23 protein-coding genes and 1 pseudogene are annotated in these 25,557 nt (G+C 39.2%); 12 read left to right on the forward strand and 12 right to left on the reverse strand.

The window, feature by feature from the left end; translation table 11 throughout:
• The first annotated feature begins 1 nt into the window (after position 1).
• The 3 genes from alaS to csrA all read left to right on the forward strand — a co-directional run bounded on the left by alaS (position 2) and on the right by csrA (position 4,107).
• The gene (gene alaS / locus AC0L7Q_RS02485; RefSeq protein ID WP_413401282.1) at positions 2 to 2,602 is read left to right on the forward strand and encodes an alanine--tRNA ligase; all 2,601 of its coding nucleotides are present in this window, start codon (positions 2 to 4) and stop codon (positions 2,600 to 2,602) included.
• 6 nt (positions 2,603 to 2,608) lie between these two features.
• Positions 2,609 to 3,826 (forward strand): aspartate kinase, encoded by a 1,218-nt coding sequence (locus AC0L7Q_RS02490; RefSeq protein ID WP_055013358.1) that lies wholly within the window; start codon positions 2,609 to 2,611, stop codon positions 3,824 to 3,826.
• A gap of 89 nt (positions 3,827 to 3,915) precedes the next feature.
• Positions 3,916 to 4,107: a carbon storage regulator CsrA gene (csrA, locus tag AC0L7Q_RS02495; RefSeq protein ID WP_004587515.1), complete on the forward strand. Its 192-nt coding sequence runs from the start codon at positions 3,916 to 3,918 to the stop codon at positions 4,105 to 4,107.
• A gap of 53 nt (positions 4,108 to 4,160) precedes the next feature.
• On the opposite strand, the gene AC0L7Q_RS02500 is transcribed toward csrA, so the two are convergent.
• The 3 genes from AC0L7Q_RS02500 to AC0L7Q_RS02510 form a co-directional block, all read right to left on the reverse strand.
• A complete protein-coding gene (locus AC0L7Q_RS02500) occupies positions 4,161 to 4,628 on the reverse strand; it encodes a YcxB family protein (RefSeq protein ID WP_413401283.1) in 468 nt (155 codons plus the stop codon).
• Between the two features lie 133 nt (positions 4,629 to 4,761).
• The gene (locus AC0L7Q_RS02505) at positions 4,762 to 4,953 is read right to left on the reverse strand and encodes a hypothetical protein (protein WP_008115136.1); all 192 of its coding nucleotides are present in this window, start codon (positions 4,951 to 4,953) and stop codon (positions 4,762 to 4,764) included.
• Between the two features lie 50 nt (positions 4,954 to 5,003).
• Positions 5,004 to 5,177 carry a DUF1328 domain-containing protein gene (locus AC0L7Q_RS02510; RefSeq protein ID WP_002961939.1) on the reverse strand — a complete coding sequence of 58 codons (174 nt, stop codon included), beginning with the start codon at positions 5,175 to 5,177 and terminating at the stop codon, positions 5,004 to 5,006.
• 521 nt (positions 5,178 to 5,698) lie between these two features.
• On the opposite strand from AC0L7Q_RS02510, the gene AC0L7Q_RS02515 reads away from it, so the two are divergent.
• From AC0L7Q_RS02515 to AC0L7Q_RS02535, 5 genes are all read left to right on the forward strand, one after another.
• Entirely contained in the window at positions 5,699 to 5,944 is a 246-nt protein-coding gene (locus tag AC0L7Q_RS02515) for an OadG family protein (protein WP_413401284.1), read from the forward strand.
• Positions 5,945 to 5,956: 12 nt separating this feature from the next.
• Complete coding sequence (oadA, locus tag AC0L7Q_RS02520; RefSeq protein WP_413401285.1) at positions 5,957 to 7,738, forward strand: sodium-extruding oxaloacetate decarboxylase subunit alpha; 1,782 nt, start codon at positions 5,957 to 5,959, stop codon at positions 7,736 to 7,738.
• 14 nt (positions 7,739 to 7,752) lie between these two features.
• A complete protein-coding gene (locus AC0L7Q_RS02525) occupies positions 7,753 to 8,883 on the forward strand; it encodes a sodium ion-translocating decarboxylase subunit beta (protein ID WP_008115142.1) in 1,131 nt (376 codons plus the stop codon).
• 139 nt (positions 8,884 to 9,022) lie between these two features.
• On the forward strand, positions 9,023 to 9,994 hold the full coding sequence (locus AC0L7Q_RS02530) for an aldo/keto reductase (RefSeq protein ID WP_413401286.1): 972 nt from the start codon (positions 9,023 to 9,025) through the stop codon (positions 9,992 to 9,994).
• A gap of 19 nt (positions 9,995 to 10,013) precedes the next feature.
• On the forward strand, positions 10,014 to 10,190 hold the full coding sequence (locus AC0L7Q_RS02535; protein WP_010390817.1) for a hypothetical protein: 177 nt from the start codon (positions 10,014 to 10,016) through the stop codon (positions 10,188 to 10,190).
• Between the two features lie 148 nt (positions 10,191 to 10,338).
• Here AC0L7Q_RS02535 and AC0L7Q_RS02540 read toward each other — a convergent pair whose 3' ends face one another.
• Positions 10,339 to 11,652 carry a peptidoglycan DD-metalloendopeptidase family protein gene (locus AC0L7Q_RS02540; RefSeq protein ID WP_138604936.1) on the reverse strand — a complete coding sequence of 438 codons (1,314 nt, stop codon included), beginning with the start codon at positions 11,650 to 11,652 and terminating at the stop codon, positions 10,339 to 10,341.
• Between the two features lie 491 nt (positions 11,653 to 12,143).
• Here AC0L7Q_RS02540 and tyrS point away from each other — a divergent pair, with 491 nt between their 5' ends.
• Positions 12,144 to 13,343: a tyrosine--tRNA ligase gene (tyrS, locus tag AC0L7Q_RS02545; protein ID WP_413401287.1), complete on the forward strand. Its 1,200-nt coding sequence runs from the start codon at positions 12,144 to 12,146 to the stop codon at positions 13,341 to 13,343.
• Positions 13,344 to 13,392: 49 nt separating this feature from the next.
• On the opposite strand, the pseudogene AC0L7Q_RS02550 reads toward tyrS, so the two are convergent.
• From AC0L7Q_RS02550 to folE2, 4 genes and pseudogenes are all read right to left on the reverse strand, one after another.
• Positions 13,393 to 14,335, reverse strand: a pseudogene (locus tag AC0L7Q_RS02550) (cobalamin biosynthesis protein CobD/CbiB).
• Positions 14,336 to 15,043 carry a 5'-methylthioadenosine/S-adenosylhomocysteine nucleosidase gene (gene mtnN, locus AC0L7Q_RS02555; protein ID WP_413401289.1) on the reverse strand — a complete coding sequence of 236 codons (708 nt, stop codon included), beginning with the start codon at positions 15,041 to 15,043 and terminating at the stop codon, positions 14,336 to 14,338. It lies immediately after the preceding pseudogene.
• Between the two features lie 112 nt (positions 15,044 to 15,155).
• Positions 15,156 to 15,752 (reverse strand): DUF2726 domain-containing protein, encoded by a 597-nt coding sequence (locus AC0L7Q_RS02560; RefSeq protein WP_413401290.1) that lies wholly within the window; start codon positions 15,750 to 15,752, stop codon positions 15,156 to 15,158.
• 93 nt (positions 15,753 to 15,845) lie between these two features.
• Entirely contained in the window at positions 15,846 to 16,769 is a 924-nt protein-coding gene (gene folE2 / locus AC0L7Q_RS02565) for a GTP cyclohydrolase FolE2 (protein WP_413401291.1), read from the reverse strand.
• Positions 16,770 to 16,975: 206 nt separating this feature from the next.
• On the opposite strand from folE2, the gene arcB reads away from it, so the two are divergent.
• Positions 16,976 to 19,294, forward strand: a complete 2,319-nt coding sequence (arcB, locus tag AC0L7Q_RS02570) for an aerobic respiration two-component sensor histidine kinase ArcB (RefSeq protein ID WP_413401292.1) — start codon at positions 16,976 to 16,978, stop codon at positions 19,292 to 19,294.
• Between the two features lie 7 nt (positions 19,295 to 19,301).
• Here the strand turns inward: arcB and arcA are convergent, their stop codons facing one another.
• The 4 genes from arcA to trmB all read right to left on the reverse strand — a co-directional run bounded on the left by arcA (position 19,302) and on the right by trmB (position 24,038).
• Entirely contained in the window at positions 19,302 to 20,018 is a 717-nt protein-coding gene (gene arcA / locus AC0L7Q_RS02575; RefSeq protein ID WP_008110444.1) for a two-component system response regulator ArcA, read from the reverse strand.
• Between the two features lie 456 nt (positions 20,019 to 20,474).
• The gene (locus AC0L7Q_RS02580) at positions 20,475 to 22,076 is read right to left on the reverse strand and encodes an ATP-binding protein (RefSeq protein WP_409424728.1); all 1,602 of its coding nucleotides are present in this window, start codon (positions 22,074 to 22,076) and stop codon (positions 20,475 to 20,477) included.
• Positions 22,077 to 22,250: 174 nt separating this feature from the next.
• Positions 22,251 to 23,276, reverse strand: a complete 1,026-nt coding sequence (locus tag AC0L7Q_RS02585) for a methyltransferase (RefSeq protein ID WP_413401293.1) — start codon at positions 23,274 to 23,276, stop codon at positions 22,251 to 22,253.
• A gap of 36 nt (positions 23,277 to 23,312) precedes the next feature.
• The gene (gene trmB, locus AC0L7Q_RS02590; protein WP_413401294.1) at positions 23,313 to 24,038 is read right to left on the reverse strand and encodes a tRNA (guanosine(46)-N7)-methyltransferase TrmB; all 726 of its coding nucleotides are present in this window, start codon (positions 24,036 to 24,038) and stop codon (positions 23,313 to 23,315) included.
• Positions 24,039 to 24,188: 150 nt separating this feature from the next.
• Here trmB and mutY point away from each other — a divergent pair, with 150 nt between their 5' ends.
• Together mutY and AC0L7Q_RS02600 are read left to right on the forward strand one after the other, a co-directional pair.
• Entirely contained in the window at positions 24,189 to 25,250 is a 1,062-nt protein-coding gene (gene mutY, locus AC0L7Q_RS02595) for an A/G-specific adenine glycosylase (RefSeq protein ID WP_413401295.1), read from the forward strand.
• A gap of 34 nt (positions 25,251 to 25,284) precedes the next feature.
• Positions 25,285 to 25,557 (forward strand): oxidative damage protection protein, encoded by a 273-nt coding sequence (locus tag AC0L7Q_RS02600; protein ID WP_008110439.1) that lies wholly within the window; start codon positions 25,285 to 25,287, stop codon positions 25,555 to 25,557.

Here is a 25,557-nt window from a genome sequence, read left to right on the forward strand (position 1 = left end):
CATGCAGCACATGACTACCGCACAAATTAGGCAACAGTTTTTAGACTTTTTTGCCAGCAAACAACACCAAGTTGTTCCTTCTAGTTCGCTTATACCGGGTAACGATGCCACGTTGTTATTTAATAATGCCGGTATGGTACAATTTAAAGATGTATTTTTAGGCGCTGAAAGCCGCCCTTATACTCGCGCAACGAGCTCTCAGCGTTGTGTACGCGCTGGTGGTAAACACAACGATTTAGAAAATGTTGGTTACACAGCACGTCACCATACCTTTTTCGAAATGCTAGGTAATTTCAGCTTTGGTGATTACTTTAAGCAAGATGCAATTAAATTTGCGTGGGAGTTTTTAACTGAAGTTGTAAAACTACCAAAAGAAAAGCTTTTAGTAACTATTTACCACGATGACGAAGAAGCCTTTGGCTACTGGGCTAACGATATAGGTTTACCTGAAGATCGTATTATTCGTATTGCAACGAGCGATAATTTTTGGTCTATGGGTGATACCGGCCCTTGTGGTCCATGTTCTGAAATATTTTATGATCACGGTGAGCACATTTGGGGTGGTCCTCCGGGCACTCCTGAAGAAGATGGCGACCGTTTCATTGAAATTTGGAACTTAGTATTTATGCAATACAACCGTCAAAGCGACGGGACTATGGAGCCACTTCCTAAGCAATCTGTTGATACTGGTATGGGCCTTGAGCGTATTTCAGCTATTTTACAAGGTGTGCATTCAAACTACGAAATCGATTTATTCCAAGGCTTAATTGCCGCCGCTGCAAGCGTTACTAATGCACAAGATATGGATGATAAATCGCTTCGCGTGGTGGCGGATCATATTCGTTCGTGTGCGTTTTTAATTTCAGATGGGGTTATGCCATCAAATGAAGGCCGTGGTTATGTGTTACGTCGTATTATTCGTCGTGCAGTTCGCCATGGTAATAAATTGGGTGCTAAAGGCGCGTTTTTCTACAAGTTGGTAGCAGCGCTTATTGAGCAAATGGGTCAGGCGTATCCAGAACTTGCTAAGCAGCAAGAAATTATTGAAAAAGTACTGCGTATTGAAGAAGAGCAGTTTGGTAAAACGCTTGAGCGTGGTTTAGCTATTTTAGAAGAAAGCTTGAGTGATTTAACCGGGGATGTGATCCCAGGTGACTTAGTATTTAAACTTTACGATACCTATGGTTTCCCTGCCGATTTAACAGCCGATGTAGCGCGTGAACGCCAAATGACCATTGACCATCAAGGTTTTGAAGCATGTATGGCAGTGCAACGTAAAACAGCACAGCAAGCGGGCAAATTTGGTGCAGATTATAATGAGCAATTAAAATCAGATAAGCACACTGATTTTAAAGGCTACGATAGCAATCATTACCGTGGCACTGTGGTTGAGATTTTTGCCGGTGGCGAATCTGTATCGTTATTAGAAGATGGTCAGCAAGGTATTATTGTTTTAGACCGTACTCCGTTTTACGCTGAATCAGGCGGCCAAATTGGTGATAGCGGAACAATTACTGTTGCCGGTGGTGAGTTTAAAGTAACGAATACCACTAAATTGGGCAATGCTTTTGCTCATCATGGAACAGTTCAAGGGCGCATTGGCGTTAACGATAAAGTGGATGCGACCATTGACGATGCGCGTCGTGAAAGCATTAAGAAAAATCACACAGCTACGCACATTTTACATGAAGCATTACGTCAGCTTCTAGGTGAGCACGTATCGCAAAAAGGCTCACTTGTGCAGCCAGATCGCCTGCGTTTTGACTTCTCACATTTTGAAGCCGTGACCAAACAAGAACTGCGCGAAATTGAACGTGTAGTAAATGACGAAATTCGTCGTAACTTTGCACTTAACACTGAGCTAATGGCAATTGATGATGCTAAAGCAAAAGGTGCTATGGCATTGTTTGGCGAAAAGTACGATGACGAAGTACGTGTAGTAACCATAGGTGATTACTCAATTGAGCTTTGTGGTGGTACACACGTAGAGCGTGCAGGCGACATTGGTTTATTCAAAATAGTATCTGAAAGCGGTATTGCTGCCGGTGTTCGTCGTATTGAAGCGGTAACCGGTGCAGAAGCAATCGCGTATGTTAATGAACAAGAACAGCAATTAGCAGATGTTGCAGCGCTTGTAAAAGGTGACAGTGCGTCAGTACTTGAAAAAGTAACTGCCTTACTTGAAAAGTCGAAAGGACTTGAAAAGCAAGTTGCCCAACTTAACGATAAACTAGCCAGTGCGGCAGGTGCATCGTTACTTGATTCAGTGGTTGAAATTAATGGGGTTAAACTACTAATTGCCAACGTTGAAGGAACTGAATCAAAAGCGCTTCGTGGCATGGTTGATGACCTTAAAAATAAGATTGGCTCAGGCGTTATTGCTTTAGGTGTTGCCAGCGGTGATAAAGTAAGCCTAATTGCGGGTGTAACTAAAGACTTAACCGGTAAAGTAAAAGCGGGTGAGTTAGTTAACCACATGGCAGGCCAAGTAGGTGGTAAAGGCGGCGGTCGTCCAGATATGGCGCAAGCGGGTGGTTCTGAGCCACAAAACTTAACTGCAGCACTTGATAGCGTAACAGCTTGGTTAACTGAGCGTACTTAAGCTTAAGTGGCACTTATAGTTCAAAAATTTGGCGGCACTTCGGTAGGCTCAATAGAGCGTATTGAAGCGGTCGCCGACCTTGTTGTTAAAACTAAGCAACAAGGCCACCAAGTGGTGGTGGTGCTTTCGGCAATGTCGGGAGAAACCAATCGCTTAATTAATCTTGCCAAACAAATCGACTCTCGCCCGAGTAGTCGTGAACTCGATGTATTGCTCAGTACTGGTGAACAAGTCTCTATTGCTTTATTAGCAATGGCGATTATTAAACGCGGCCATTCTGCGGTTAGCTTGTTAGCCGATCAGGTGAATATATTAACCGATAACATGTTCGGCAAAGCCCGTGTAGAAGACGTGGCTGCAACACGTTTAAAACATGAACTTGAACATAACCGTATTGCTATTATTGCCGGCTTTCAGGGCCGCGATATTGAGGGCAATGTGACTACGCTTGGGCGTGGTGGCACCGATACCTCTGCGGTTGAAATAGCGGGTGCAATAAAAGCCGATGAATGTCAGATCTATACCGATGTTGATGGCGTATATACAACAGATCCTCGTATTGAACCTAATGCAAGACGTTTAAGTCATGTTACCTTTGCCGAAATGCTTGAGCTGGCTAGTTTAGGTGCTAAAGTGCTACATATTCGCTCTGTAGAGTCGGCTGGTAAGCACAATGTACCATTAAGAGTGTTATCTAGCTTTAAACCTGATGAAGGTACATTAATTAGTTTTGAGGAGAGCGATGTGGCGAGTAACGTTGTGTCGGGTATTGCATTTAATCGAGACGAGTGTTTGATTAAGGTACATGGAGTACCGCAAGGCACTAAAGCGCTTGCAAAAATTTTGAAACTTTTTGCAGATAATGGCATCGAAATAGATATGATTAATCAAATTAATCATAAAGTTGAAAAAGTCGACTATGCTTTTACTGTGCATTTAAATGATTATTTAAACGCACTTGATTTGTTAACGGCTGAGCAACAGCAATTTGACGCACAGGCAATTGACGGATTAACTAATGTGGCGAAAGTGTCAGCTGTGGGTATGGGGATGAAATCTCATTCTGGGGTGGCGAGTTTATTTTTTGATTCGTTAGCACAAGAGAATATTGATGTGATGTTTGTTTCGACCTCAGAGATAAAAATTTCAGTTTTAATCGATGAGAAATACCTTGAACTGGCTGTTCGTGCATTACATAAGACATTTTTAACAGAAAATGAATAGATTGAGAGTTTTTACTTACTTTTTAGTCTAATTTTAATTAAAATGTGTTGCGGAATCTTATAATTTTATTGGAACATGGGAGCAAGAGAATGCTAATACTAACTCGTAGAGTAGGCGAGACCCTTATGATTGGTGACGAAGTAACCGTTACTGTTCTGGGTGTTAAAGGAAATCAAGTTCGTATCGGTGTTAACGCACCTAAAGACGTATCAGTTCATCGTGAAGAAATTTACATGCGCATACAAGCTGAAAAGTCTAACCCTAATCCGGGCAATGCTTAATCAAGATAATATAAAATGTGTTAGTTAAAAACTATGACATTTATAAAAGCCACTCACTGAGTGGCTTTTTTGTTAATAAAATCAATGGTTTCTTCGTTGAGCATTGCCTTGGAAATGTACTGCATACCGCTTTTACTTTTTAACAATAGGCCGCAATCTGTAGTAATTACTTCATTAATGTCCTGCCAAGCTAACTGGTAATTTTTGTAATGATTGGTTGATTTTATTCCGTCCTCGTCGAAGGTAAGGGTTACTTCAGAGCCTGACGCTCTGCTAAGCATTTGCCTTGTTACCCACCAAGGGCGGCGATAATAAAAAGCAATGCACTCAAGTAAAGCTAACATAAGCAAGAATGTACCAAGGTAATGATCGCCTAAACCATAAATGCCAAATAACCCTAAAACCACAAGTAGCGCCAATAAAAAGTATTTAGGTTGTGCACGCTTACTATAAGGCAGCGATTGGTCAAAGCATTCATAAAAATAAGGTTTATCGAGTTTATAAGTTGTTGTAAAGACCATGTGTTTGCACTTAAAAGCTATTTTTTATTATTTTAGCTTAATGCGCAGCTTAAAGGGGAAATGACTAGAAACTATTTATATTTTAGGCATAAAAAAACGACCCGTAGGTCGTTTCTTAGCTAAATAAATAATATTAGCAATTAGTCTCTTCGGCATTAACGCCTTCTTTTACTTCTTCACAGGTATCTTCTACCTTGTTTTGAACATCTGTCACGGCTTCGTCAATACGCTCACCGGCTTCTTCTGCATGATTGTCTTCACAACCCATAATAAATGCACTTGCGAATAGACCAATAGCTGCAGCTTTAAGTGTTGATGATTTCATAATGTAATTCCTTGTATATAAATTTAAAAAGAGAGTTCGTTGTTTCTTATCTACCTGGGGCTTTTACCACGTAAAGCGCCAGAGACAAGTGAAATAACCAGTAAAACTAAAAAGATAAAAAATATGATCTTAGCAATTCCTGCTGCGGCTCCTGCAATACCACCAAATCCTAAAACGGCTGCGATTAGTGCGATCACCAAAAATGTAATTGTCCAGCGTAACATTGTCATCTCCTTGATTTATCTAAGTGTTAAAGTGTTGTTTTTATATAAGCGAGTAATGTGCCAGTATTTTATTTTGTTTTAAATCAATTGTTTACTTCAATTTTTTGCGATTGGCTTTATATTGAGTTGGTAATTTTTACGATCTTATCGGTAACTTATTCACAGTTGTGTGCGGTGAGATAATAAATAGTTGTTGCTCTTTACTTTGGTAAGACCAATTAACATTTGTTTTGAAGGTTATTAGTGGGTTAGCACAATAGGTTTGTTTTATATGTGTTTTTACAAAGTATTAGTGTTTTTATATATTCTTTGTTTATAACGAACATTTTTAGCATCTATATATCTGGGTTAAATAAGCTATTTTAGGTGGTGTTAACCTTATTGGTGATATGTTACTTTTATATTAATTGGTTTTACCAATTTACAACGTGTAGACAAAAGAATAATTTTTGTTACTATTGGTGAATAGTTATTTAAATAAACCGATTTTTTATGTGTTTGGTTTTAAACAGGGGAGAATTATGGATATAGGGGCTTTACTCACAACTGCAGGCAATTTAATGCTAACAGGCATGGTGGGTGTGTTTGTATTTCTTTCTTTATTGATTGGTGCAGTGACACTCATGTCTAAGCTGGCTAGCAAGTTTTCTCAGCCAGAACCAGAAGTATCACAGAGAACGCCATCTTTTAAATCTCAAGGTGTGCCAAATGAGCACATCGCTGCAATTAGTGCTGCCATTGCTCAGTACAAAACAAATAATAATTAGAGGAGCATACTAATGGCTAAATTAAAAATAACAGAACTCGTACTTCGTGACGCACATCAGTCGCTTTTAGCTACCCGCATGCGATTAGACGACATGTTACCTATTGCAAAAAAAATTGATGACGCAGGTTATTGGTCCATAGAATCTTGGGGTGGGGCTACCTTTGATTCATGCATTCGTTATTTAGGCGAAGATCCATGGGAGCGTATTCGCGCGCTTAAAAAGGCGATGCCAAATACACCACAGCAAATGTTACTTCGCGGGCAAAACCTATTAGGGTATCGCCATTATGCTGATGATGTGGTTGAAAAGTTTGTTGAGCGTGCACACAAAAATGGCGTAGATGTATTTCGTATTTTTGATGCCATGAATGATGTACGTAACTTGGAAACAGCGATAAAGGCGGCGGTTAAAGTAGGGGCACATGCGCAAGGTACAATTTCTTACACAGTAAGCCCGGTACATACATTAGATATCTGGTTAACGCTTGCAAAGCAGCTTGAAGAATTAGGTTGTCATTCAATTTGTATTAAAGATATGGCGGGATTGCTTAAACCATATGATGCAGAAGAGCTTATTAAAGCGTTGAAAGAAACAGTTTCCATTCCTATTGCTATGCAATGTCATGCAACAACGGGCTTAAGCACCGCTACTTATCAAAAAGCGATTGATGCCGGCATTGATATGCTCGACACCGCTGTATCATCTATGAGCATGACTTATGGCCATTCAGCAACTGAAACAATTACTGCAATTGTGGAAGGAACCGAGCGTGATACCGGGCTTGATTTAAACCACCTAGAAGAAATTGCCGCTTACTTTAGAGATGTGCGTAAAAAGTACGCTGCATTTGAAGGTAGTTTAAAAGGTGTAGATGGTCGTATTTTATTAGCCCAAGTGCCAGGTGGCATGTTAACTAACATGGAAAATCAGCTTAAAGAGCAAGGTGCTGCTGATAAATTAAATGAAGTACTACTTGAGATTCCTCGAGTACGTGAAGATTTAGGTTTTATTCCACTGGTTACACCTACCTCACAAATTGTTGGTACTCAAGCGGTATTAAATGTGCTCACTGGTGAGCGTTATAAAACTATCACCAAAGAAACCGCTGGTGTATTAAAAGGTGAGTATGGTTCAACACCTGCACCAATGAATAAAGAGTTACAAGAGCGCGTGCTTGATGGTAGTGAGGCAATTACCTGTCGCCCAGCCGATATTATTAAACCTGAACTTGAAACGCTCGAGGCTGAATTAAGCAAGCATGCGCAGGAGCAAGGGCTAACTTTAGCTGATGAGCAAATTGATGATGTACTTACCTATGCGTTATTCCCGCAGATTGGTTTGAAGTTTATTAAAAACCGTAATAACCCTGATGCATTTGAGCCTGTTCCTAGCGCTGATGATAACGCCAATAAAGCACCTGAAAAATCAGCGGCAAACAATAAAGGCGTTAAGGCAGAGCAATACAGCGTTAAAGTAGATGGTAAAGTATATGATGTTGTGGTTGCTCAAGGTGGTGAGCTTAAAGAGGTTACGTTAAAAGACTCAGAGCATATTCCACAGTCAGCATCGGTTGCCTCGGGTGAAACTCTTAATGCACCACTGGCCGGTAATATTTTTAAAATTAAAGTAAAACCCGGTCAGGTAGTCAATGAGGGTGATGTGGTAATTATTATGGAAGCCATGAAAATGGAAACCGAAGTACGCGCCATGCATACCGGAACGATTGCTGAGGTGCTTGTTTCTGAGGGCGATTCAGTATCAACCGGCGATGCAATGATTGCACTAGCTTAAGGAGTAAATAGAGGATGGATGGTATTTTAAACCTCTGGCATGCCACAGGCATTGCTAACTTTACATTTCCTGGGCTGATCATGATTGCCGTTGGTTGTTTGCTATTATTTTTAGCAATTGCCAAAAACTTTGAGCCGTTATTGCTACTGCCCATTGGTTTCGGAGCTATTTTAACTAATATTCCTGTAGCTGGTTTATCAGATCCAGGTGGCTTACTTTACTATGTTTATTATGTTGGTATTGATACCGGTATTTTTCCGCTATTAATATTTATGGGAGTGGGGGCATTAACTGATTTTAGTGCCTTGATTGCCAACCCGCGTATGTTGCTATTAGGTGCGGCAGCGCAGTTTGGTATTTTTGCGACGTTATTTGGCGCTATTTTACTTAACTTTATTCCGGGATTTGAATTTAGCTTACAAGATGCTTCTGCAATTGCGATTATTGGTGGTGCAGATGGGCCAACCGCTATCTTTTTAGCGTCAAAGCTGGCCCCTGATTTACTGGGCGCAATAGCCGTGGCTGCGTATTCGTACATGGCGTTGGTTCCTATTATTCAGCCACCTATCATGCGTGCGTTTACAACGCCTGAAGAACGCAAAATTCAAATGCCAGAACTGCGTAAAGTATCTAAAAAGGAAAAAATTATTTTCCCACTGATGGTGCTTACCTTAACTGCTATATTCTTACCTGCGGCAATTCCGCTGGTTGGTATGTTCTGTTTAGGTAACTTAATGCGTGAGTCGGGTGTAGTTGATAGGCTCAGCAACAGTGCGCAAAACGAAATCATTAATATCACCACTATATTTCTAGGACTTGCAGTGGGCTCTAAACTTGCTGCCGAGCAGTTCTTAACAGTAGAAACTATTGGTATTTTGGTACTGGGTGCACTGGCGTTTGCTATTGGTACAGCCTCAGGTGTATTTATGGCTAAAGGCTTAAATAAGATATCAAAAACCCCCATAAACCCATTAATTGGTGCTGCGGGTGTATCCGCTGTGCCTATGGCAGCACGTGTTGTTAATAAGGTTGGGCTTGAAAATAACCCGCATAACTTCTTATTAATGCATGCCATGGGGCCTAATGTTGCAGGGGTGCTTGGTAGTGCTGTTGCGGCAGGTATTTTACTCGCTCTTGTGGGTTAAATATAATTTAGACTCAACCTATTAGCGCAGTTTACTGCGCTTTTTTTTGCATAAAATTCACTGTTTTGACTTAAGCGGTTTCTTGTATAGGGTTTTTTGTTTAAAGTAATCACTCTTCATTTTTTAAAGGGCTGTCAAAATGTTACACACTCCACTGGCAAAATATCTCCCGAATGTAAGCAAACTTGTTTTCGGCTGTATGGGGTTGGGAGGCGCATGGGATAAAGATGCGATTACCAGTGCGCATTTGCAACAAACTCATTCATGCATAGATGCCGCTATTGAAGGCGGAATTAATTTTTTCGATCATGCTGATATTTATACTTTAGGCAAAGCCGAGCATGTTTTTGGTCAAGCTCTGGCCGAGCGTCCTGAACTTAGAAAACAAATGTATATTCAGTCTAAGTGTGGTATTCGCTTTGCTGATGATAAAAACCCACAACGTTATGACTTTTCAGCTGATTGGATTGAGCGCTCGGTAGAGGGCTCATTAAAGCGATTAAATACTGAATATTTAGATATACTTATGCTGCATCGCCCAGATCCCTTAATGGAAGTAGAGGAAGTTGCACAAGTATTTAGTTGTTTAAAAGAAAGTGGCAAAGTGCGTCATTTTGCGGTGTCTAATATGTCGCAATATCAAATACGGTTTTTGCAACGCGCTTTAGATATGCCGATTGTGGCAAATCAAATCGAAGCGAGTTTACAAAAGCATCAATGGGTTGATGAAGGTGTTTATGTAGGTAATGCCGATGGCAAGGATATTAACTTTACCCCAGGCAATATTGAATATTGCCGTGAGCATGAAATTCAGATTCAAAGTTGGGGCAGTTTATGCCAAGGCTTATACTCTGGTGGTGATTTATCAAAGGCCTCGCCTGCAGATATTAATACCAGCATTTTAGTCAGTAAGCTTGCCATACTCTATGGTACAACAGCAGAAGCGATTGTATTAGCATGGCTGCTGCGCCACCCAGCATCAATTCAACCAATTATTGGCACCACGAATATAGAGCGTATAAAAGCATCCTGTGATGCGGTTAATGTTAACTTAAGTCGTGAGCATTGGTACGAGCTATATATCAGCGCGAAAGGCTGCGCTTTACCATAACCTGGTGTAGGGTGATGATATGAATATATTTGTTATTTTAATTAGCTTGGTAATTGCTTTGGTGATCATTATTCCGTTACTGGAAAAATACCAAAGTAAAATGGGGCTTGAGAGTGCTACTAAATATAGTAAATATATTTGGCCACTGGTGATGATCTCTTTGGTTGTGCAGCTTATTTATGTGCTCGTAAATTAACTCTGAAATTTAGTACCGAGCTGCTTAGATATAAGGGGGAATTCGTGAAAATGTCCGAGTCTCTATGCTGGTTGGTATAATCATTACATACAAAAAAGCCTTTGCCGGTTACCCTGCAAAGGCTTTTTTATTTAATTACTAAAACTCTTTATTTAAGTGCCAACTGAAGTTCACGATTACGCTCAAGTTGTGCAATAAAGTTATCAGCAATAGGCTTAAACTTAGCAAGTTCTGAGCGTGGTAATGGCTCAGATTTAGGTAGTTTTACAGTTTTAGGGTTGCGGTGAACACCGTTAACCAAAAACTCATAATGTAAATGCGCCCCAGTTACTCGACCTGTTGAGCCTACAGTACCAATTTTTTCACCTTGTTTAATTTTTTGCCCTGTTCTAACTAGACGTTTATTAAGGTGTAAGTACTTAGTAACATACTGTGTACCATGGCTTATAAATACGTAATTACCGTTATATTTACTGTAACCCGCTTTAATGACTTTACCATTACCTGATGATACAACAGGCGTGCCTGTACGCGCAGCGTAGTCAATACCTCGGTGTGCTTTTACTTGTCCTGTAACAGGGTGTAAGCGGCGAGGATTAAAACTTGAGCTAATATATTTAAAGTTTACCGGTGCACGTAAGAAGGCTTTTTTCATACTGCGCCCTTCAGGCGTATAAAAATTACCGTCTGTGTGTCGAATTGCTGTGTAACGTTCACCTTGGTTTATAAATTCAGCTGCAATGATCTTGCCGGTGCCAATAAATTCACCGTCAACAAAATGAGACTCATAAATTAAGCCAAATTCATCACCTTTACGGATGTCATTTGCAAAATCCACGTCCCAACCAAATATATCGGCGAAGTTCATTATTTGGCGCTCACTTAAACCAGCAGCAATCGCTGACGTCCAAAAACTGCTAGAAATTTCACCACCGGCGGTTTTACTCAGTGTTTCTATTTCTTTGCTGTCAATTGAAGTATCGTATTGGCCTTCATCATTTAGGGTTACAAATAAGGTATCTGTTTTAGAAATAACATAACGTAACTGAGCCAATGAGCCATCTTTTGCAGTAGCAAAGCTTAGTGTTTCACCTGGGTGAATTTTGGTAAGTTTACGTGTTTCAGCATTGGTATTAACCAGTTTGTAAAGCGTTTGCGCAGAAAAACCAGCGCGCTTAAAAATGATCGCTAAATTGTCACCGTTTTTAACAAGGTGATCGACAAAATCATATTCTGGAAGCTTTTGTGCTGCTTGCTCTGAATTTAAGTCAGTGAGTTTTTCGTTTTCACCTACTTTTATTTGTAATTCGTAACGCTTACCAATCTCTAGCGTGTTCTCGCTATTGTCTTTGGATGCAGTGGCTTTTTCAGAAGGTAAAAAGGCTAAGGCAACAATAGCAGAAACCAAACCTAGAATAAGCATTTTGTGTTTTTTGGGGAGCGTGTTAACCACGTGGACCATAACGTGCCTTTTTCTGCTGTCAAGATAATAAATAGATTATATTGCAGGATATAACGAATAATCTATGAATACTAGTATTTTGTAGATTTAAACTCGCGTTAAATTAAGCTAAAATCATAGGGTATTCAGGCTGTTTGTGTGTAAAGTTGAATAACAGCACTATTTTATATTCTTGGATACTTTGCTTTTTCATCGTAATGTTAAATTAGCTTTTAAAACGATTTAATTGCGAGAAGTGATTAATTTACAAACTGTTTTTTGGTTTGTTATAAACACTTCTAGTGTATTATTAATCGCTCGTTTATATCCCTTTTTAGAACGTACGCCCTGCATTATAGTTGATGCTGCGATTAGTTAAAAAAGTTGTTCTAATTAAGTGGAAATTTGTTATGTTAGCTAAATAGTTTTATTTGCTTTGTTATAACGCGCTAGCAATAAATCGTGAGCATATTACACCCCTTCGTTGTCAGAATTTTTTGGAGTAACACACAGTGGATTTACAAACCGCTCTAGCAGAGATAAAACGCGGTGCAGAAGAGATATTAATTGAAGATGAGTTAGTTGAAAAATTAAAGTCGGGGAAAAAGCTAAAAATTAAAGCTGGTTTCGATCCTACGGCTCCAGATTTGCACCTAGGTCACACTGTACTAATTAATAAAATGAAAACCTTTCAAGATTTAGGTCATGAGGTTATTTTCTTAATTGGTGACTTCACCGGTATGATAGGCGATCCAACGGGCAAAAATGTTACCCGTAAGCCGCTGACGCGTGATGATGTGCTTGCTAATGCTGAAACCTATAAAGAACAGGTTTTCAAAATTTTAGACCCAGCTAAAACAACCGTCGCTCTTAACTCTACGTGGATGGAGACATTGGGCGCGGCTGGAATGATAAAATTAGCAGCTCGCCAAACTGTGGCACGCATGCTTGAGCGTGATGACTTTAAAAAGCGCTATGCTGGCGGTCAATCTATCGCAATCCATGAATTTTTATACCCACTAGTGCAGGGCTGGGATTCAGTCGCACTTGAGTCTGATGTTGAGCTAGGTGGTACTGATCAACGCTTTAACCTATTAATGGGTCGTGAGCTGCAAAAAGATGAAGGTCAAAAACCACAAACCGTACTAATGATGCCTTTACTTGAAGGGACTGATGGCGTTCAGAAAATGTCAAAGTCACTAGGAAACTACATAGGTATTACTGATACGCCTAGCGACATGTTTGGTAAAATCATGTCAATTAGTGATGTACTAATGTGGCGTTACTATGACTTGCTAAGTAGTCTTTCTATTGAGCAAATTGCAGCGCAAAAACAGCGTGTAGAGCAAGGCACTAACCCTCGCGATATTAAAATTGAATTAGCAAAAGAGTTAATTGCACGTTTCCATAGTGAAGCCGATGCGCAAGCTGCTCATGATGACTTTATTCAGCGCTTTCAGAAAAAAGCATTGCCTGATGAAATTCCAGAGCTGACAGTTAATATTGATGAAGACACTATTTTAATTGCTAACTTACTAAAAGAAGCTGGCTTAGTAGCGAGCACTTCAGAAGCTATGCGTATGATCAAGCAAGGCGCAGTAAAGCTTAACGGTGAAGAAAAAATTACCGACACTAAACTAGAAGTAGCAAAAGGAACAACCGCTATTTACCAAGTAGGCAAACGTAAGTTTGCAAATATTACCGTAGCTTAAAACTTCAAAAAGTATAAAAACCAGCTTCGGCTGGTTTTTTTATAACTGATTAAACAGCCCTAATAATTTCAATGCTAATAATAATTAGTAGCCAAAAAAACGGGCTTGATTTAGGGTGTTGAGCAGCTTTGGCACATCATCAGCACTTGGCAAGCGCTCTACACCGACCCGCATTTTATTGAAACGCTGCTCAATATAAATAGCAGGCCCACCAAGTTGCACAGCTAAAGATGCAGAGCACACACTGAGTAACCAACCTGTATTTTTTTGATAAAAATGTCGGCCATAATGCTTAATATAATGCATGCTTTTTTTACTGGCTTTAAGTGAAGCTATTGTCAGCGCGAGTAACCGAATGGGAATGTATTCAATAATAAAAAGAATCAGTTTAAGCGGCGTCAAAAAAGAGCTGTCGGGAGCTATATCAGTGCGCCACGCTTGTTGGATTAAGGTAAGCAAGCGGTAGGCGAGGGTAGCAATGGGGCCCAATAGTAAAAAAATGAAAATAACTACAAAATAATGACGTGCTGTTCTTAATATGACACTTTCCATAACCGCTTTAATAATCCCTGGGTTTGAAAGTGCCTTAACTTCTCGGGCTACTAGTGGTTTTAATAATTCTCGAGCAGTTGATTTTTGATTTTTTTGGTCAATTTCGCAATACGTATCGCTTTTTTATTTATGCTACTACTTTCTAGGCACAAGTATAAAATAAGACCGGATAGTAGTTCAGGGTAAAAGGCAAACTCCAGCAGTAAAACCACAATAATCATAATCACAGTTAGAACAAGTGTGCTTGCTAATAAAGCGGCTAAATAATGATATTGTTTGCTGTCTGTTTTTTTATAAACACGCTGGCCAATTGCGTTAAAAATGGCAGAAAGTATATGATTAGGGTGATACCAGCTAACTAAAGGTAAAAAGCGCTCAGCTAGGAGCGCACAAATAAATATAATAAAGTCCAAATGATTTTGAACAATATTATTGAGCATTTACAGCGTAACCGCCGTTAACTTTTCTAGTAATGCCACAACCATTTTTGATGAATTAATAGAGGCAGTTTCTAAGTATTCTTCAAATGATTGCGGCGACTCTTTGCCAGCAATATCAGACATTGAGCGAATAACAACAAATGGTGTGTTAAGTGCAAAACACGTTTGTGCAATTGACGCACCTTCCATTTCTACTGCTAGCATTGTAGGGAAGTCATTGCGTGTTTTTTCAATACGAACAGGGTCACACATAAATGAGTCACCAGTACAAATTAAACCAACAAGCGTTTTTACTTCGCTGATTTGTGCAATTGTTTGCTCGGCGGCTTCTACTAGCTTAGGGTGTGCTGAAAAACCTGCAGGCATTTGTGGTACTTGGCCAATTTCGTAACCAAACGCTGTTACATCTACATCGTGATGACGAACTTCTGATGAAATCACTACATCGCCAACGTTAAGCGAAGGGTCGAAGCCACCGGCAGAGCCTGTGTTAATAACACAATCAGGCTTAAAGTTATCGATAAGTAAAGTGGTTGCAATAGTTGAAGCAACTTTACCAATGCCTGATTGCACTAAAGTAACAGTATTACCAGCAAGCTCACCAGTATAAAACGTAAAGCCTGCTTTGGTTAAAACCTGTGGATTTTGCATCGCTTCGCGCAAAATTTTAACTTCTGGCTCCATGGCGCCAATAATACCAACATTCATAGTGTTAAATTCCTAAGTTTGAATAGCCTGATTATACGTGAAGTCTGCTATAAAAAACAAAAAAGCGAGTCATTTAAAATGCTCGCTTTAATAGATTGCTTTAACTCAGTAGTTATATTTCAGCAAGGGCGGTTGAATGTGCTTTTGCTTGAGAGGGTGATAATACCGCAGGCTTATGGGCTCTAGTACGAGTCGGGCGTGCAGGTTGTGATTTAGCAGGCTTGCCTAATTTAAACATAATGGCATCGCGAACTTCACTTGGGCGGTAGCCTGACTTTACTTTCATGCGAATATGTGGAATGCCAGCGGCTTCTAATGCACCGTTAACAAACCAATCACGCTGTGCTTTGTGACCATCTTTGTTGGCATTATTAACTAAGTCAACCGCAGCCACTATGGTCATTTTTTCTTTGTCGACTAACACATAGTCGAGCTGCTTATTTTTTGCTTTAGCCAATGCCGCACGTTTGGATTTGACAGATAGACCTTGTTTACAGTCAATCACATCGATTAGTTTAACGCGACTAACAATTTTATATTGATCGCCAACAGCGCGTTCTAATAAATTCAGAAACGCCCCTTCTACTTGGGTAAATACACTTTGCTTACGAGTAAAAGGATAAGGGTTTCCGCCGTCATCATTAAATTTTGACGCAACTACAGATGCCCCAACAACTAGCACTAATATTAATAATAAAGCGAATTCCATACGGTAACTCCATAACAACAAATTGACACTGCTTTTCTAAAGCAATTTATGTGCCCAAATAGTTGTTATGGTTACTTTAGTTACCGTTGGTGTTTATAGTGCTGTGTATCCGCCCTCTATACCTTTTACTGCAATCGCAACGGCATCATGGGCATGCAGAGATTCATAGTGGTTAATTTGTAAAAAATAGTCGCTAAACTGTTTTGCTTCTAAGGTAGTTTTAATTTTTCGTGCTGCGTCTTCACAAAACATCAAGTTTTGACCATTTAAACGAGCAAACTCTTGTTCGTCTTCACGTTTTACCGCGGCTTGTACTGGTGTTTTAAGCTCATCTTCTAGTAGATTGATTAAGTTAATCACATCAAACTGTTCAATGTTATTTGCTAATTTTACTTTAACATTAGCAATAGAACGCTGTGAATGCGGGGTTGCGACAATGCCTTGAGTTGTTCCAAGCCACTCTAAAACCTCTGATTGAGTTAGTGTTTCTTGAGCAAACTTTTCGCTAAACGCATTTTGGATCAGTTGGCGAGCAAGAGCTGCAGAGCAGGGGCAGGTTGATGAGTAAGTAACATCAACACTTAGCTCAAAACTAATGACACCTTGGTTTATAGTACTGGTAAGTATAATAGGGTAGCTTTTCCAGCCCGATTTACCACTGAGTAATGACTTGCGGCGCAGCGGTAATTCAAATTTAAATTCGATTTGTGCCTTATCGCTTAAGCCTTTATGGCTGGTGATAAAGGTATCTAGTGCTTGTGCTAAGGTGTGCGGGTTGACCTGTTGCTCAGTTGAGAGATGATCAAGTGCTAAAAACAGACGCGACATGTGAATGCCTTTGGCATCTTCTTGGTGTAAATTAACAAAAGCGCGAGCTTTTGCATTAACAGTAACTGGAGCTAAATCAAGGGATTCAAAAATAAAAGGCAGCTCTATATCGCCCATACCTACCCAGTCTAATTTACCTGTTTGTAATGCTGCAGCTGTGTTAGCAATATCTGGCATAGTCGTTTGCATGATACGTTACTCGTTATTTGCAATGTTTAAAACATTACATTTTACACTAAATAAAGAATTGCTGAAATGCAGCAAATAACAGCAAACATGAAATTTCACTGTTTTTATCGCACAACATGAAAATAGCTGATAGAAAATGCTAAAATTAGCTTTTAATCATACTTACTTATAAAAACTAAGCATTTAGCCAAGAGAAACACTGATATATGACAGATTCTTCTTTGAACCCGTGGGTTCGAGTACTTTCCAGTTCAATAACTCGTTTTGGTGAGTTTAAAACTGCAGCTATTTGCTATGCATTATTACTGACAGTATCGATGGTTTTGTCGAGTATGTTTTACTATGTTGCTATTGGGGAAGTGAACTTAGTTGATATATTAGCTATAGTATTTTTTACCTCAGTTGTTTCTCCTCTGGTGATTAGCGTACTGCTTAACTCTATTCGGCAACTTGATGCCTCTTATGCCTATTTAGATAGTGCCACAAAACAAGAAAAGCTTTTAAATCAAACTCTCAAAGACAATATTAATCGTTTAAACATTGAAATTGACGAACGTAAAATGGCCTTTCATGCCAAGCATAGGGCAATAGAAGAGCTCAGACGTGAAATTGCAGAGCGTAAAAAAACGCAACAAGAGCTCGCACAACAAGGTATGTTACTGCGCTCTATTGTAGATTCCTCACCAGATTTATTTTATTACCGTGATAACAATGGGGTGTTTGCTGGCTGTAATAAAATGTTTGAAGAGGTGATGGGCAAAACCAGTGGAGAATTAATTGGCAAAGCCGCAGAAGAGATATTTCCAAGCCACTTTTTATCTGAAGTATTAAGAACCGATGAGCAGGTTGAACGCACTCATCAAGGTTTAACTATCGATGTAGAATATTCTGTAAATGGTGAAATAAGATGGTTTGAACTGAGAAAGCTTCCCTTCATAAATGAGCAGGGCGATTACATTGGTTTACTCGCCTTTGGCCGTGACATTACCAGCCGTAAAGAAGCCGCGCAGGCACTGGAAACTGCTTATAAAGATAAAGGGAAATTTATTGCCACCTTGAGCCATGAATTACGCACTCCGCTCAATGGTATCGTTGGCTTAACTCGGATGCTATTGGATACTGAACTTAATAAACAGCAGCGTAGTTGGTGTAATACGGTGTTTTCAAGTGCAGAGACACTGGGTAATATATTTAACGATATTATAGATTTAGATAAAATAGATCGTGAGCAATTAGATATTGCTGCCAACGAAATTAATGTTTCTGACTTTATTAATGACGTGGTTAACTTTGCAGGCCTCATTGCGGAGCAAAAAGAGCTTTCTTTTGAAGTAAAACGCTCTGGAACACTCGATATATATGCTCTACTTGATCCCACTCGTTTACGCCAAGTGGTATGGAACTTAATTAATAATGCGGTTAAATTTACCCAGCACGGTAGTGTCACCTTAGATTGCGGTAGAGAAAACCGTGAAGATGGCCCATGGCTTATTATAAAAATACTTGATACCGGTGAAGGGATCCCGCAAGAACAACTTACACGCATTTTTGATATGTACTACAAAGCACCTGATCTTAAAGGGACCAATGCGATTGGTTCAGGTATTGGCTTAGCCGTAACAAAAGCGTTAGTAAGTGCTATGAAAGGCATTATAACTGTTAATAGTACCCCAGGAGAGGGTAGCTGTTTTACTGTACAAATTCCGCTGAATTTATGTAGTGCTCCTACCGAACATAGTTATGTAGGGCGTAGCTTATATATTTTATTAGTGGAAGATGTGCCACTTAATGCTGAAATTGCTACTAATTTGTTAGAACAACGTGGTCATGAAGTGTTGTGGGCTGAAACAGGTGAAGATGCTTTATCGTTTGTAGAAACCGAAGATGACCTAGACTTAGTGTTACTTGATATGCAGTTGCCTGATATTAATGGCGATGAAGTAGCAAGACAAATACGCGCACAAAGCCATTTTGACCAGCTACCTATTGTGGCACTTACCGCCAATGTCCGCAGTGCTGAAGAAGAGCTTGAGGGTATTTCTATTCAAGGAGCGTTGGCTAAACCAATAAACACCAGCAAATTAGATAATATGCTCGCTGAACTCTTTGGTATTAAACAGTCGCAAATTGAGGCTCCTCAGCGAGTAGTCAATCAAGAGTTGTTAAATCAAATAAATACTGACTTGTTAGATATTGAAACCATTGAAGACTTTGTAAACTCGATGGGGGTTGAAGTATTTAAACGCAGTAGTCAGTTGTTTAAAAAGCTAAATCCACAATATCAACATGAGCTATTAGAATCATTAAAAACAGCAGACAGAGAAGAATATAAATCCGTTGCGCATAAGTTAAAAGGTGCCGCTGGTTCGGTAGGTCTGAATGATGTGCAGTTGCATGCAAAGCAAATGGAGCATGGTGCGCTGGAACAAAGTGATGAAGTATTAACAGTTTGGCTTGATGAATTAGCAGACAAAATAAATGAAGGACAACAGGCCCTTCATTTATTTTTACAACAATTAGAATAAAAACTAATTAGCTGTCGATTTTACCAATGAAGCGGTAACCTTCACCATGGATGGTGCTGATCAACTCAGACGTTGAATTGTCGCTTTCAAAGTGCTTACGAATACGTCGAATAGTAACATCAACTGTACGGTCGTTAGCGCGAAGCTCACGGCCAGTCATGTGTTTAATTAGTTGCTCACGGCTAAATATACGACCTGGTGAGTCAAGCATTAAACGCAGTGCTCTGTATTCGCCTTTCGGTAGACGTTTTGCATCTCCATTTGGAGAAGTAAGGCAACGACTGTTTTCGTCAAGTTCCCAACCGTTAAAGGTTATCACGCCATTGGTTTCAATAGCTGATTCTTCACCACCTAGTGCGGTACGCGTAATTAAGTTACGTGCACGAATAGTTAATTCACGTGGGTTGAAAGGCTTAGTAATATAGTCATCAGCACCAATTTCAAGACCTAAAATACGGTCTACATCGTTGTCACGGCCTGTTAAGAAAATAAGACCAACTTTGCGTTTTTGGCGTAATTCGCGAGCTAGAATAAGCCCGTTTTTACCTGGCAGGTTGATGTCCATAACTACAAGATTGACGTCATCGTTATTTGTAAGCTTATCATGCATATCATCGCCATCAATGGCTTCAATAACTTTGTAACCTTCAGCTTCAAATAAACTAACGAGGTTCAGTCTAGTTACGTCTTCATCCTCTACGATCAGAATGACTGGCGTTTGCATCTTTAATTAACCTTTTTGGAGTGTGTTTTATTTATAAAATCGGCATGATCATCAGAGCCGACTACTAGAATTATAGGATTATATCTAAATGTTAACAAGTAAAAACAAATTAGATATAAACAGCTGCGCGCCCAAACCTACTATGACGTATTATTAAAAACCGCGGCTTAATTGATACTTAACGTTGAATGTATAATTTGAATTGTAGAGTCGAAGCCATTTCCCTTTAATAATTGATACATCCATCAACCACCTAAAGATACTTAAAATAATCAGACTAATTCAAAACGGAATTATATCACTTTCCAACTTTTCATCAATGTATGTGATATGTAAAACACAATTAAGTTCCTTAATTGTGTTAAATACAGCATTAATGATACAACTGTTTAGTAAGTCATGTCTTAGTATGGTCATAAAGTTGTAATTCAAGTGGGTAAAAGAGTTCTTTCGCTTTTAGAGTGTAATAATAAATCGGGCGCCTTGCTGATACTCGGTATCTAACACAATTTCTCCGGCTAATGCTTGAGTCACTAAATTGTAAACCAAATGCATTCCTAAACCACTCGCCCCTTGGCCGCGCTTTGACGTTACAAATGGGTCAAATATTTTTGCTCGTATACTGTTTTCAACACCTAGCCCGTTGTCGGTGTAGGTAATTTGTGTTTTTGTTTTCGTTACCACAATATCAATCTGTACTTCATTGTGATCGCCAGCTACAAAGCCGTGCAGCAGGGAATTTAAAATAAGCTGATGGAATACTTGCTGTAATGGTCCTTTTTTACTTTCAACGGTTAAATCTGCTGGACAATTTATAAGAACTTTTGGGTTTTTAAGTTTTAGTTCTTGCCCCATAGACAGTAGGGTGTCGTTAATTAAGTGTTGTAAATTAACAGTGCTGGTTATTTCATCATCTTTGAGCACCGCGACTTTTTTAAAGTTAGAAATAAGTTCTGCAACGCGGTTTAAGCTGCTATAGATTAGGTCTAAGTTTTCAATACCATCATTAGTAAATTGCTCAAATTGACTCGCGGTTAATGATTTATTATGAAAATTAACCTGTAGCTCTGCGAGTTTATCTCGCAATAAAGTGGAGCCTGTAATACCAAGTCCTATCGGTGTATTTACCTCATGAGCAACCCCTGCCACCATTTGCCCTAATGAAGCCATTTTTTTGTTTTCGACAATTTGAGTTTGGTATTGGTGCATCTTTTCTAGAGTAGATAACAGCTCTTTATTGGCCTCTCTGAGCGCAATAGTGCGTTGACTCACTTTCTCTTCAAGGTTTGAGTTTAGCTGCTTAATTTCTTGTTTATCTTCTTCATGGCGCTCTATTTGCCTTTGTGTGCGTGCAAGCATTACATTTAAGCTATTAGAAAGCCGAGTTATTTCAGTTAGGTTCGTTAAGGGCGCACGCGCATAGTAATTATGTTTTTTTGCTATGTTTTGCAACAACAAGCTTAAGTTTTCAATCGGGCTGGCAATCCTTTTTTGTAGCCTTAAAATAATCAAAGAAATAAAAATAAGTATTAAAGCCATAATAACGATATCGATTATAATCTTTTTAGTTATTAGCTGATTTAAGTTATCTAAGCTGCCTCTAATATATACATAGCCGAGTAGCTGTTCATTATTGAGTATTGGGGTAATGTACTCAATGTACTCGTCACTAACTTGTGGTTCAGCAAAGTCATTAATATTATCTGTTTTAATGGGGACTGGTGGTGATTTTCGGGCATTAAAGCTGGTAAAAAATACTGGCTTATTAGATTGCTCATCTAAAGCGTAAATATGTAAATTTGTGACGGATGATACTTGTTGAAGCAGCTTTAAGCGTCTTTCTTCTGCAGGCCTATTTTTATTTAATAATGAGGGCATCGCGTCAAATGCAATGATCTCAGACACCAACACAAGTTTACTAATGAGCTGTTTTTTTTGCTCTTGCGCGCTTAAGTAGGTAGAAATTGAAAGCGATAATAACAAACAGATAGTTGTTATAAGCATGATAGTTTTAAATAATATGCTACGAATGCTATTTTGCTCTACAGTTTTAGGCATTGCGAAAAGGTCATCCGTGTCAATTGTGAATATTATAAGTAGTAGTTTAGCAAAAACAGAAAAAAATGAAGCAAAAAGATTGGCTTAATTACACTTTTTATTTTTAGTTTAGAACATAAATATGTGGCGAATATAGCCCAAATTTATGTTCTCATAGGATATTAATAGCTTACTCTAGCTACTGTATACGGCAAACTTATTGTTTTTAAATACTCTGTGGTAGCTGTCAAATTGGGTTTCTAAAATAGGTGGGTATTTCAAAAAGCTATTAGCTACTATAGTCAGTTTGCCTGCCTTAGTTAAATGTTGCTTTGCATGGGTTAAAAAAGATTCCGCAACGCTGTAGTCAGTTGCAATCCCAGTATGGAAGGGTGGGTTGCTAATAATTAAATCAAACTTGCCAGTAATATTATTTAAACCATCACTGAGTATGGCTTCACCGTTTACATTATTTAACTTAAGCGTTTGTGTTGTTGCATAGGCAGCAAGTGCACTTACGTCACTACAGGTAAATGTCAGAGCTGGAGTTTTTAGACCTAAAAAAGTAGCAATAAGCCCTGCGCCACAACCAAAATCAAGGACTTTTCCGTGTTTTAAGTTAGGAGCATTTTCTAGTAGCATTTTCGTTCCAGCATCTAGCGCACCATGATTAAACACGCCAGGAATACTGACCGCTGTAAACTCAATATCACTTACACTTACCGTAAACTCTTTATGGTAAGTACTAATATCAAACGCGCTATTGAGAGTTAGTTCTGAAAATGAATATAAAACACAATGTTTTGCTGAGTCTATTTTATTACTGAACTCGGCCTTACCGGCAAGTTGCTTTTCAATTGACTTAACACCGCTCTTGTTTTCGCCAACAACGAGTAGCTCTGCATCTTTGCTTATCACCGCGCGTATGTTGTCTAACGCCATTAATAGCTCAGGTTTAGATTTAGGGTAATAAAGTATTACCAAATCATAATCACCATTATTAATAGTGTGATTTACGGTGACATCAATACCTGATATGTTCTTTGCAAATTCACCATTGGCGTGGTTATAACTAAAAGCGGTTATTTTACTTTGTGGGTTGAGCGTTTTTAGCTCATTTAAAAAGCCATCTTGAACAAAGTTGACCACCAATATTGATTTACCTTTTAACTCTTCACTGTTACGAAGTAATAGTAGGCTTGGATTGGTTAATACGCTCATAAATGGCTTTACCTTACTTGATTATTTAATTAACGGTTACTTAGTACGTTCGAACATTAAATCCCATACGCCATGACCTAAACGGTGACCACGCTGTTCAAATTTAGTCAATGGACGTAAATCAGGGCGGGGTACATAGTCGTTAGTCTCAGATTGGTTTTTGTAACCTGGAGCTGCTTGCATCACTTCCAACATATGCTCTGCGTAGTTTTCCCAATCAGTTGCCATGTGAAATACACCACCGATTTTTAATTTAGAGCGAAGTTTTTCAGCAAACTCAGTTTGTACAATGCGACGCTTGTGGTGACGCTTTTTATGCCATGGATCAGGGAAAAATAGCTGTAAGGTTGATAAGCTTTCATCGCTTATACAGTCGGCAAGAACTTCTACTGCATCGTGTTCAAACACACGCAGATTAGTAACGCCAGCTTCGTCAGCATCCATTAAACATGCGCCAACGCCTGGGCGATGAACTTCTATGCCAATAAAGTTAAGATGTGGTGCATTTTTTGCCATTTCAACCAATGACTTGCCCATACCAAAACCAATTTCTAGCACTACATCATTGTCATTGCCAAAAATTTCGCTTAAATCAAGTAGGCCGTTTTTGTGCTCAAGGCCCATTGTTGGCCAGCACTTTTCGATTGCAGCAGCTTGCCCTTTGGTTAATCGGCCTTCGCGTTTAACAAAACTGCGAATAGTGCGGATATACTTACCTTCTTGCTTAGCTTGCTCAAGGTTGTTGTTACTTGATTCACTCATATTATTGGCCTGACAAAACAATGTGTTTAAAAATGGTTGCGTATTATCCCTGACCAGCGCTAGGTTGACAAGCATTAGGGTGTTATAGCTTGATCTTTTCAGTCACTACAATAGACTGAGCCGCCATTGAGCATTAGTAAAAAAGTAATTATGTTGGATTTAAAAAAACAGCAGTCAGATTGGTTTTCTAATCAAGTAGTTGACTGGTATCACCTTCATGGGCGCAAAACGTTACCATGGCAATTAGCTAAAACGCCATATAAAGTGTGGGTATCTGAGGTGATGTTACAGCAAACTCAGGTTGTCACTGTTATTCCTTATTTTGAAAAGTTTATGCAAAGCTTTCCCGATATTATTGCTCTAGCAAATGCTGATGAAGATCTGGTTCTGCATCATTGGACAGGTTTAGGTTATTACGCTCGTGCACGTAATTTACATAAAACCGCTAAAATAGTTCGAGATAAATACCAAGGTCAGTTTCCTAGCACGCTTGAAGAAGTAATGGATTTACCCGGAATAGGGCGCTCTACTGCTGGTGCTGTTTTATCATTATCTTTGGGGCAGCATCACCCTATTCTTGATGGCAATGTTAAAAGAGTGCTTGCTCGTTTTTTTATGGTTGAAGGCTGGTATGGGGTTAAAAAAGTAGAAAATCAGCTTTGGCATTTAAGTGAACAACTCACTCCTAAAAATAATGTTACAGAGTTTAATCAAGCTATGATGGATTTAGGTGCAAGCTTATGTTCGCGCAGTCGCTTTGATTGTGAGGCATGCCCATTAAATAGCCGTTGTGGTGCGTTTAACGCTGGTAAAGTTAAGGAGTTTCCTCACTCTAAGCCTAAAAAAGTAGTGCCTAAAAAAAGCTGCCACCAGTTAATTATCAAGCATAACGACAAGGTGCTCATGGAAAAGCGCCCGAACAGTGGTATTTGGGGCGGATTATTTGGATTTTTTGAATTTAATGAGTACAGCGAGCTCGAAACTTTTTTAGCGCAACAAGGGCTTAAAAGAGACCTTAATGAAGTAACGCCTTTTACTCATGTATTTTCACATTTTGAGCTGACGATTAACCCGCATGTACTTAATATTGAGAAAGCCCCGGATGTTGTTAATGACAAGCAGCTGGTGTGGTATCCACTCGATCAATCAATAGAAGTAGGGTTAGCGGCACCGACTAAAAAGTTGGTTAAACAAATTACGGCAATAGTATAGAATAGCGTTATATTTAGCATTAAGGGGAACAATCATGGCACGTACAGTATTTTGTCAAAAGTTACAAAAAGAGGCCGAAGGCCTTGGTTTTCAGTTATACCCTGGTGAACTTGGTGAGAAAATTTTTAATAATATTTCTAAAGAAGCCTGGGGGCAATGGCAGCATAAACAAACTATGCTGATCAACGAAAAGCATTTAAACATGATGGATCCAGAGCATCGTACTTTTTTAGAAGAGCAAATGGTTGGCTTTTTGTTTGAAGGTAAAGAAGTTGAGATTGAAGGTTATAAGCCAGTAGAAAAATAA

The organism is Pseudoalteromonas sp. KJ63-1, from assembly GCF_055808145.1.

Bases quoted from the DNA above. Each gene is read 5' to 3' on its own strand.
- alaS (WP_413401282.1), top strand. From the start codon at position 2: ATGCAGCACATGACTACCGCACAAATTAGGCAACAGTTTTTAGACTTT.
- csrA (WP_004587515.1), top strand. From the start codon at position 3,916: ATGCTAATACTAACTCGTAGAGTAGGCGAGACCCTTATGATTGGTGAC.
- AC0L7Q_RS02500 (WP_413401283.1), bottom strand. From the start codon at position 4,628: ATGGTCTTTACAACAACTTATAAACTCGATAAACCTTATTTTTATGAA.
- AC0L7Q_RS02505 (WP_008115136.1), bottom strand. From the start codon at position 4,953: ATGAAATCATCAACACTTAAAGCTGCAGCTATTGGTCTATTCGCAAGT.
- AC0L7Q_RS02510 (WP_002961939.1), bottom strand. From the start codon at position 5,177: ATGTTACGCTGGACAATTACATTTTTGGTGATCGCACTAATCGCAGCC.
- AC0L7Q_RS02515 (WP_413401284.1), top strand. From the start codon at position 5,699: ATGGATATAGGGGCTTTACTCACAACTGCAGGCAATTTAATGCTAACA.
- oadA (WP_413401285.1), top strand. From the start codon at position 5,957: ATGGCTAAATTAAAAATAACAGAACTCGTACTTCGTGACGCACATCAG.
- AC0L7Q_RS02525 (WP_008115142.1), top strand. From the start codon at position 7,753: ATGGATGGTATTTTAAACCTCTGGCATGCCACAGGCATTGCTAACTTT.
- AC0L7Q_RS02530 (WP_413401286.1), top strand. From the start codon at position 9,023: ATGTTACACACTCCACTGGCAAAATATCTCCCGAATGTAAGCAAACTT.
- AC0L7Q_RS02535 (WP_010390817.1), top strand. From the start codon at position 10,014: ATGAATATATTTGTTATTTTAATTAGCTTGGTAATTGCTTTGGTGATC.
- AC0L7Q_RS02540 (WP_138604936.1), bottom strand. From the start codon at position 11,652: ATGGTCCACGTGGTTAACACGCTCCCCAAAAAACACAAAATGCTTATT.
- mtnN (WP_413401289.1), bottom strand. From the start codon at position 15,043: ATGAATGTTGGTATTATTGGCGCCATGGAGCCAGAAGTTAAAATTTTG.
- AC0L7Q_RS02560 (WP_413401290.1), bottom strand. From the start codon at position 15,752: ATGGAATTCGCTTTATTATTAATATTAGTGCTAGTTGTTGGGGCATCT.
- folE2 (WP_413401291.1), bottom strand. From the start codon at position 16,769: ATGCAAACGACTATGCCAGATATTGCTAACACAGCTGCAGCATTACAA.
- arcB (WP_413401292.1), top strand. From the start codon at position 16,976: ATGACAGATTCTTCTTTGAACCCGTGGGTTCGAGTACTTTCCAGTTCA.
- arcA (WP_008110444.1), bottom strand. From the start codon at position 20,018: ATGCAAACGCCAGTCATTCTGATCGTAGAGGATGAAGACGTAACTAGA.
- AC0L7Q_RS02580 (WP_409424728.1), bottom strand. From the start codon at position 22,076: ATGCCTAAAACTGTAGAGCAAAATAGCATTCGTAGCATATTATTTAAA.
- AC0L7Q_RS02585 (WP_413401293.1), bottom strand. From the start codon at position 23,276: ATGAGCGTATTAACCAATCCAAGCCTACTATTACTTCGTAACAGTGAA.
- trmB (WP_413401294.1), bottom strand. From the start codon at position 24,038: ATGAGTGAATCAAGTAACAACAACCTTGAGCAAGCTAAGCAAGAAGGT.
- mutY (WP_413401295.1), top strand. From the start codon at position 24,189: ATGTTGGATTTAAAAAAACAGCAGTCAGATTGGTTTTCTAATCAAGTA.
- AC0L7Q_RS02600 (WP_008110439.1), top strand. From the start codon at position 25,285: ATGGCACGTACAGTATTTTGTCAAAAGTTACAAAAAGAGGCCGAAGGC.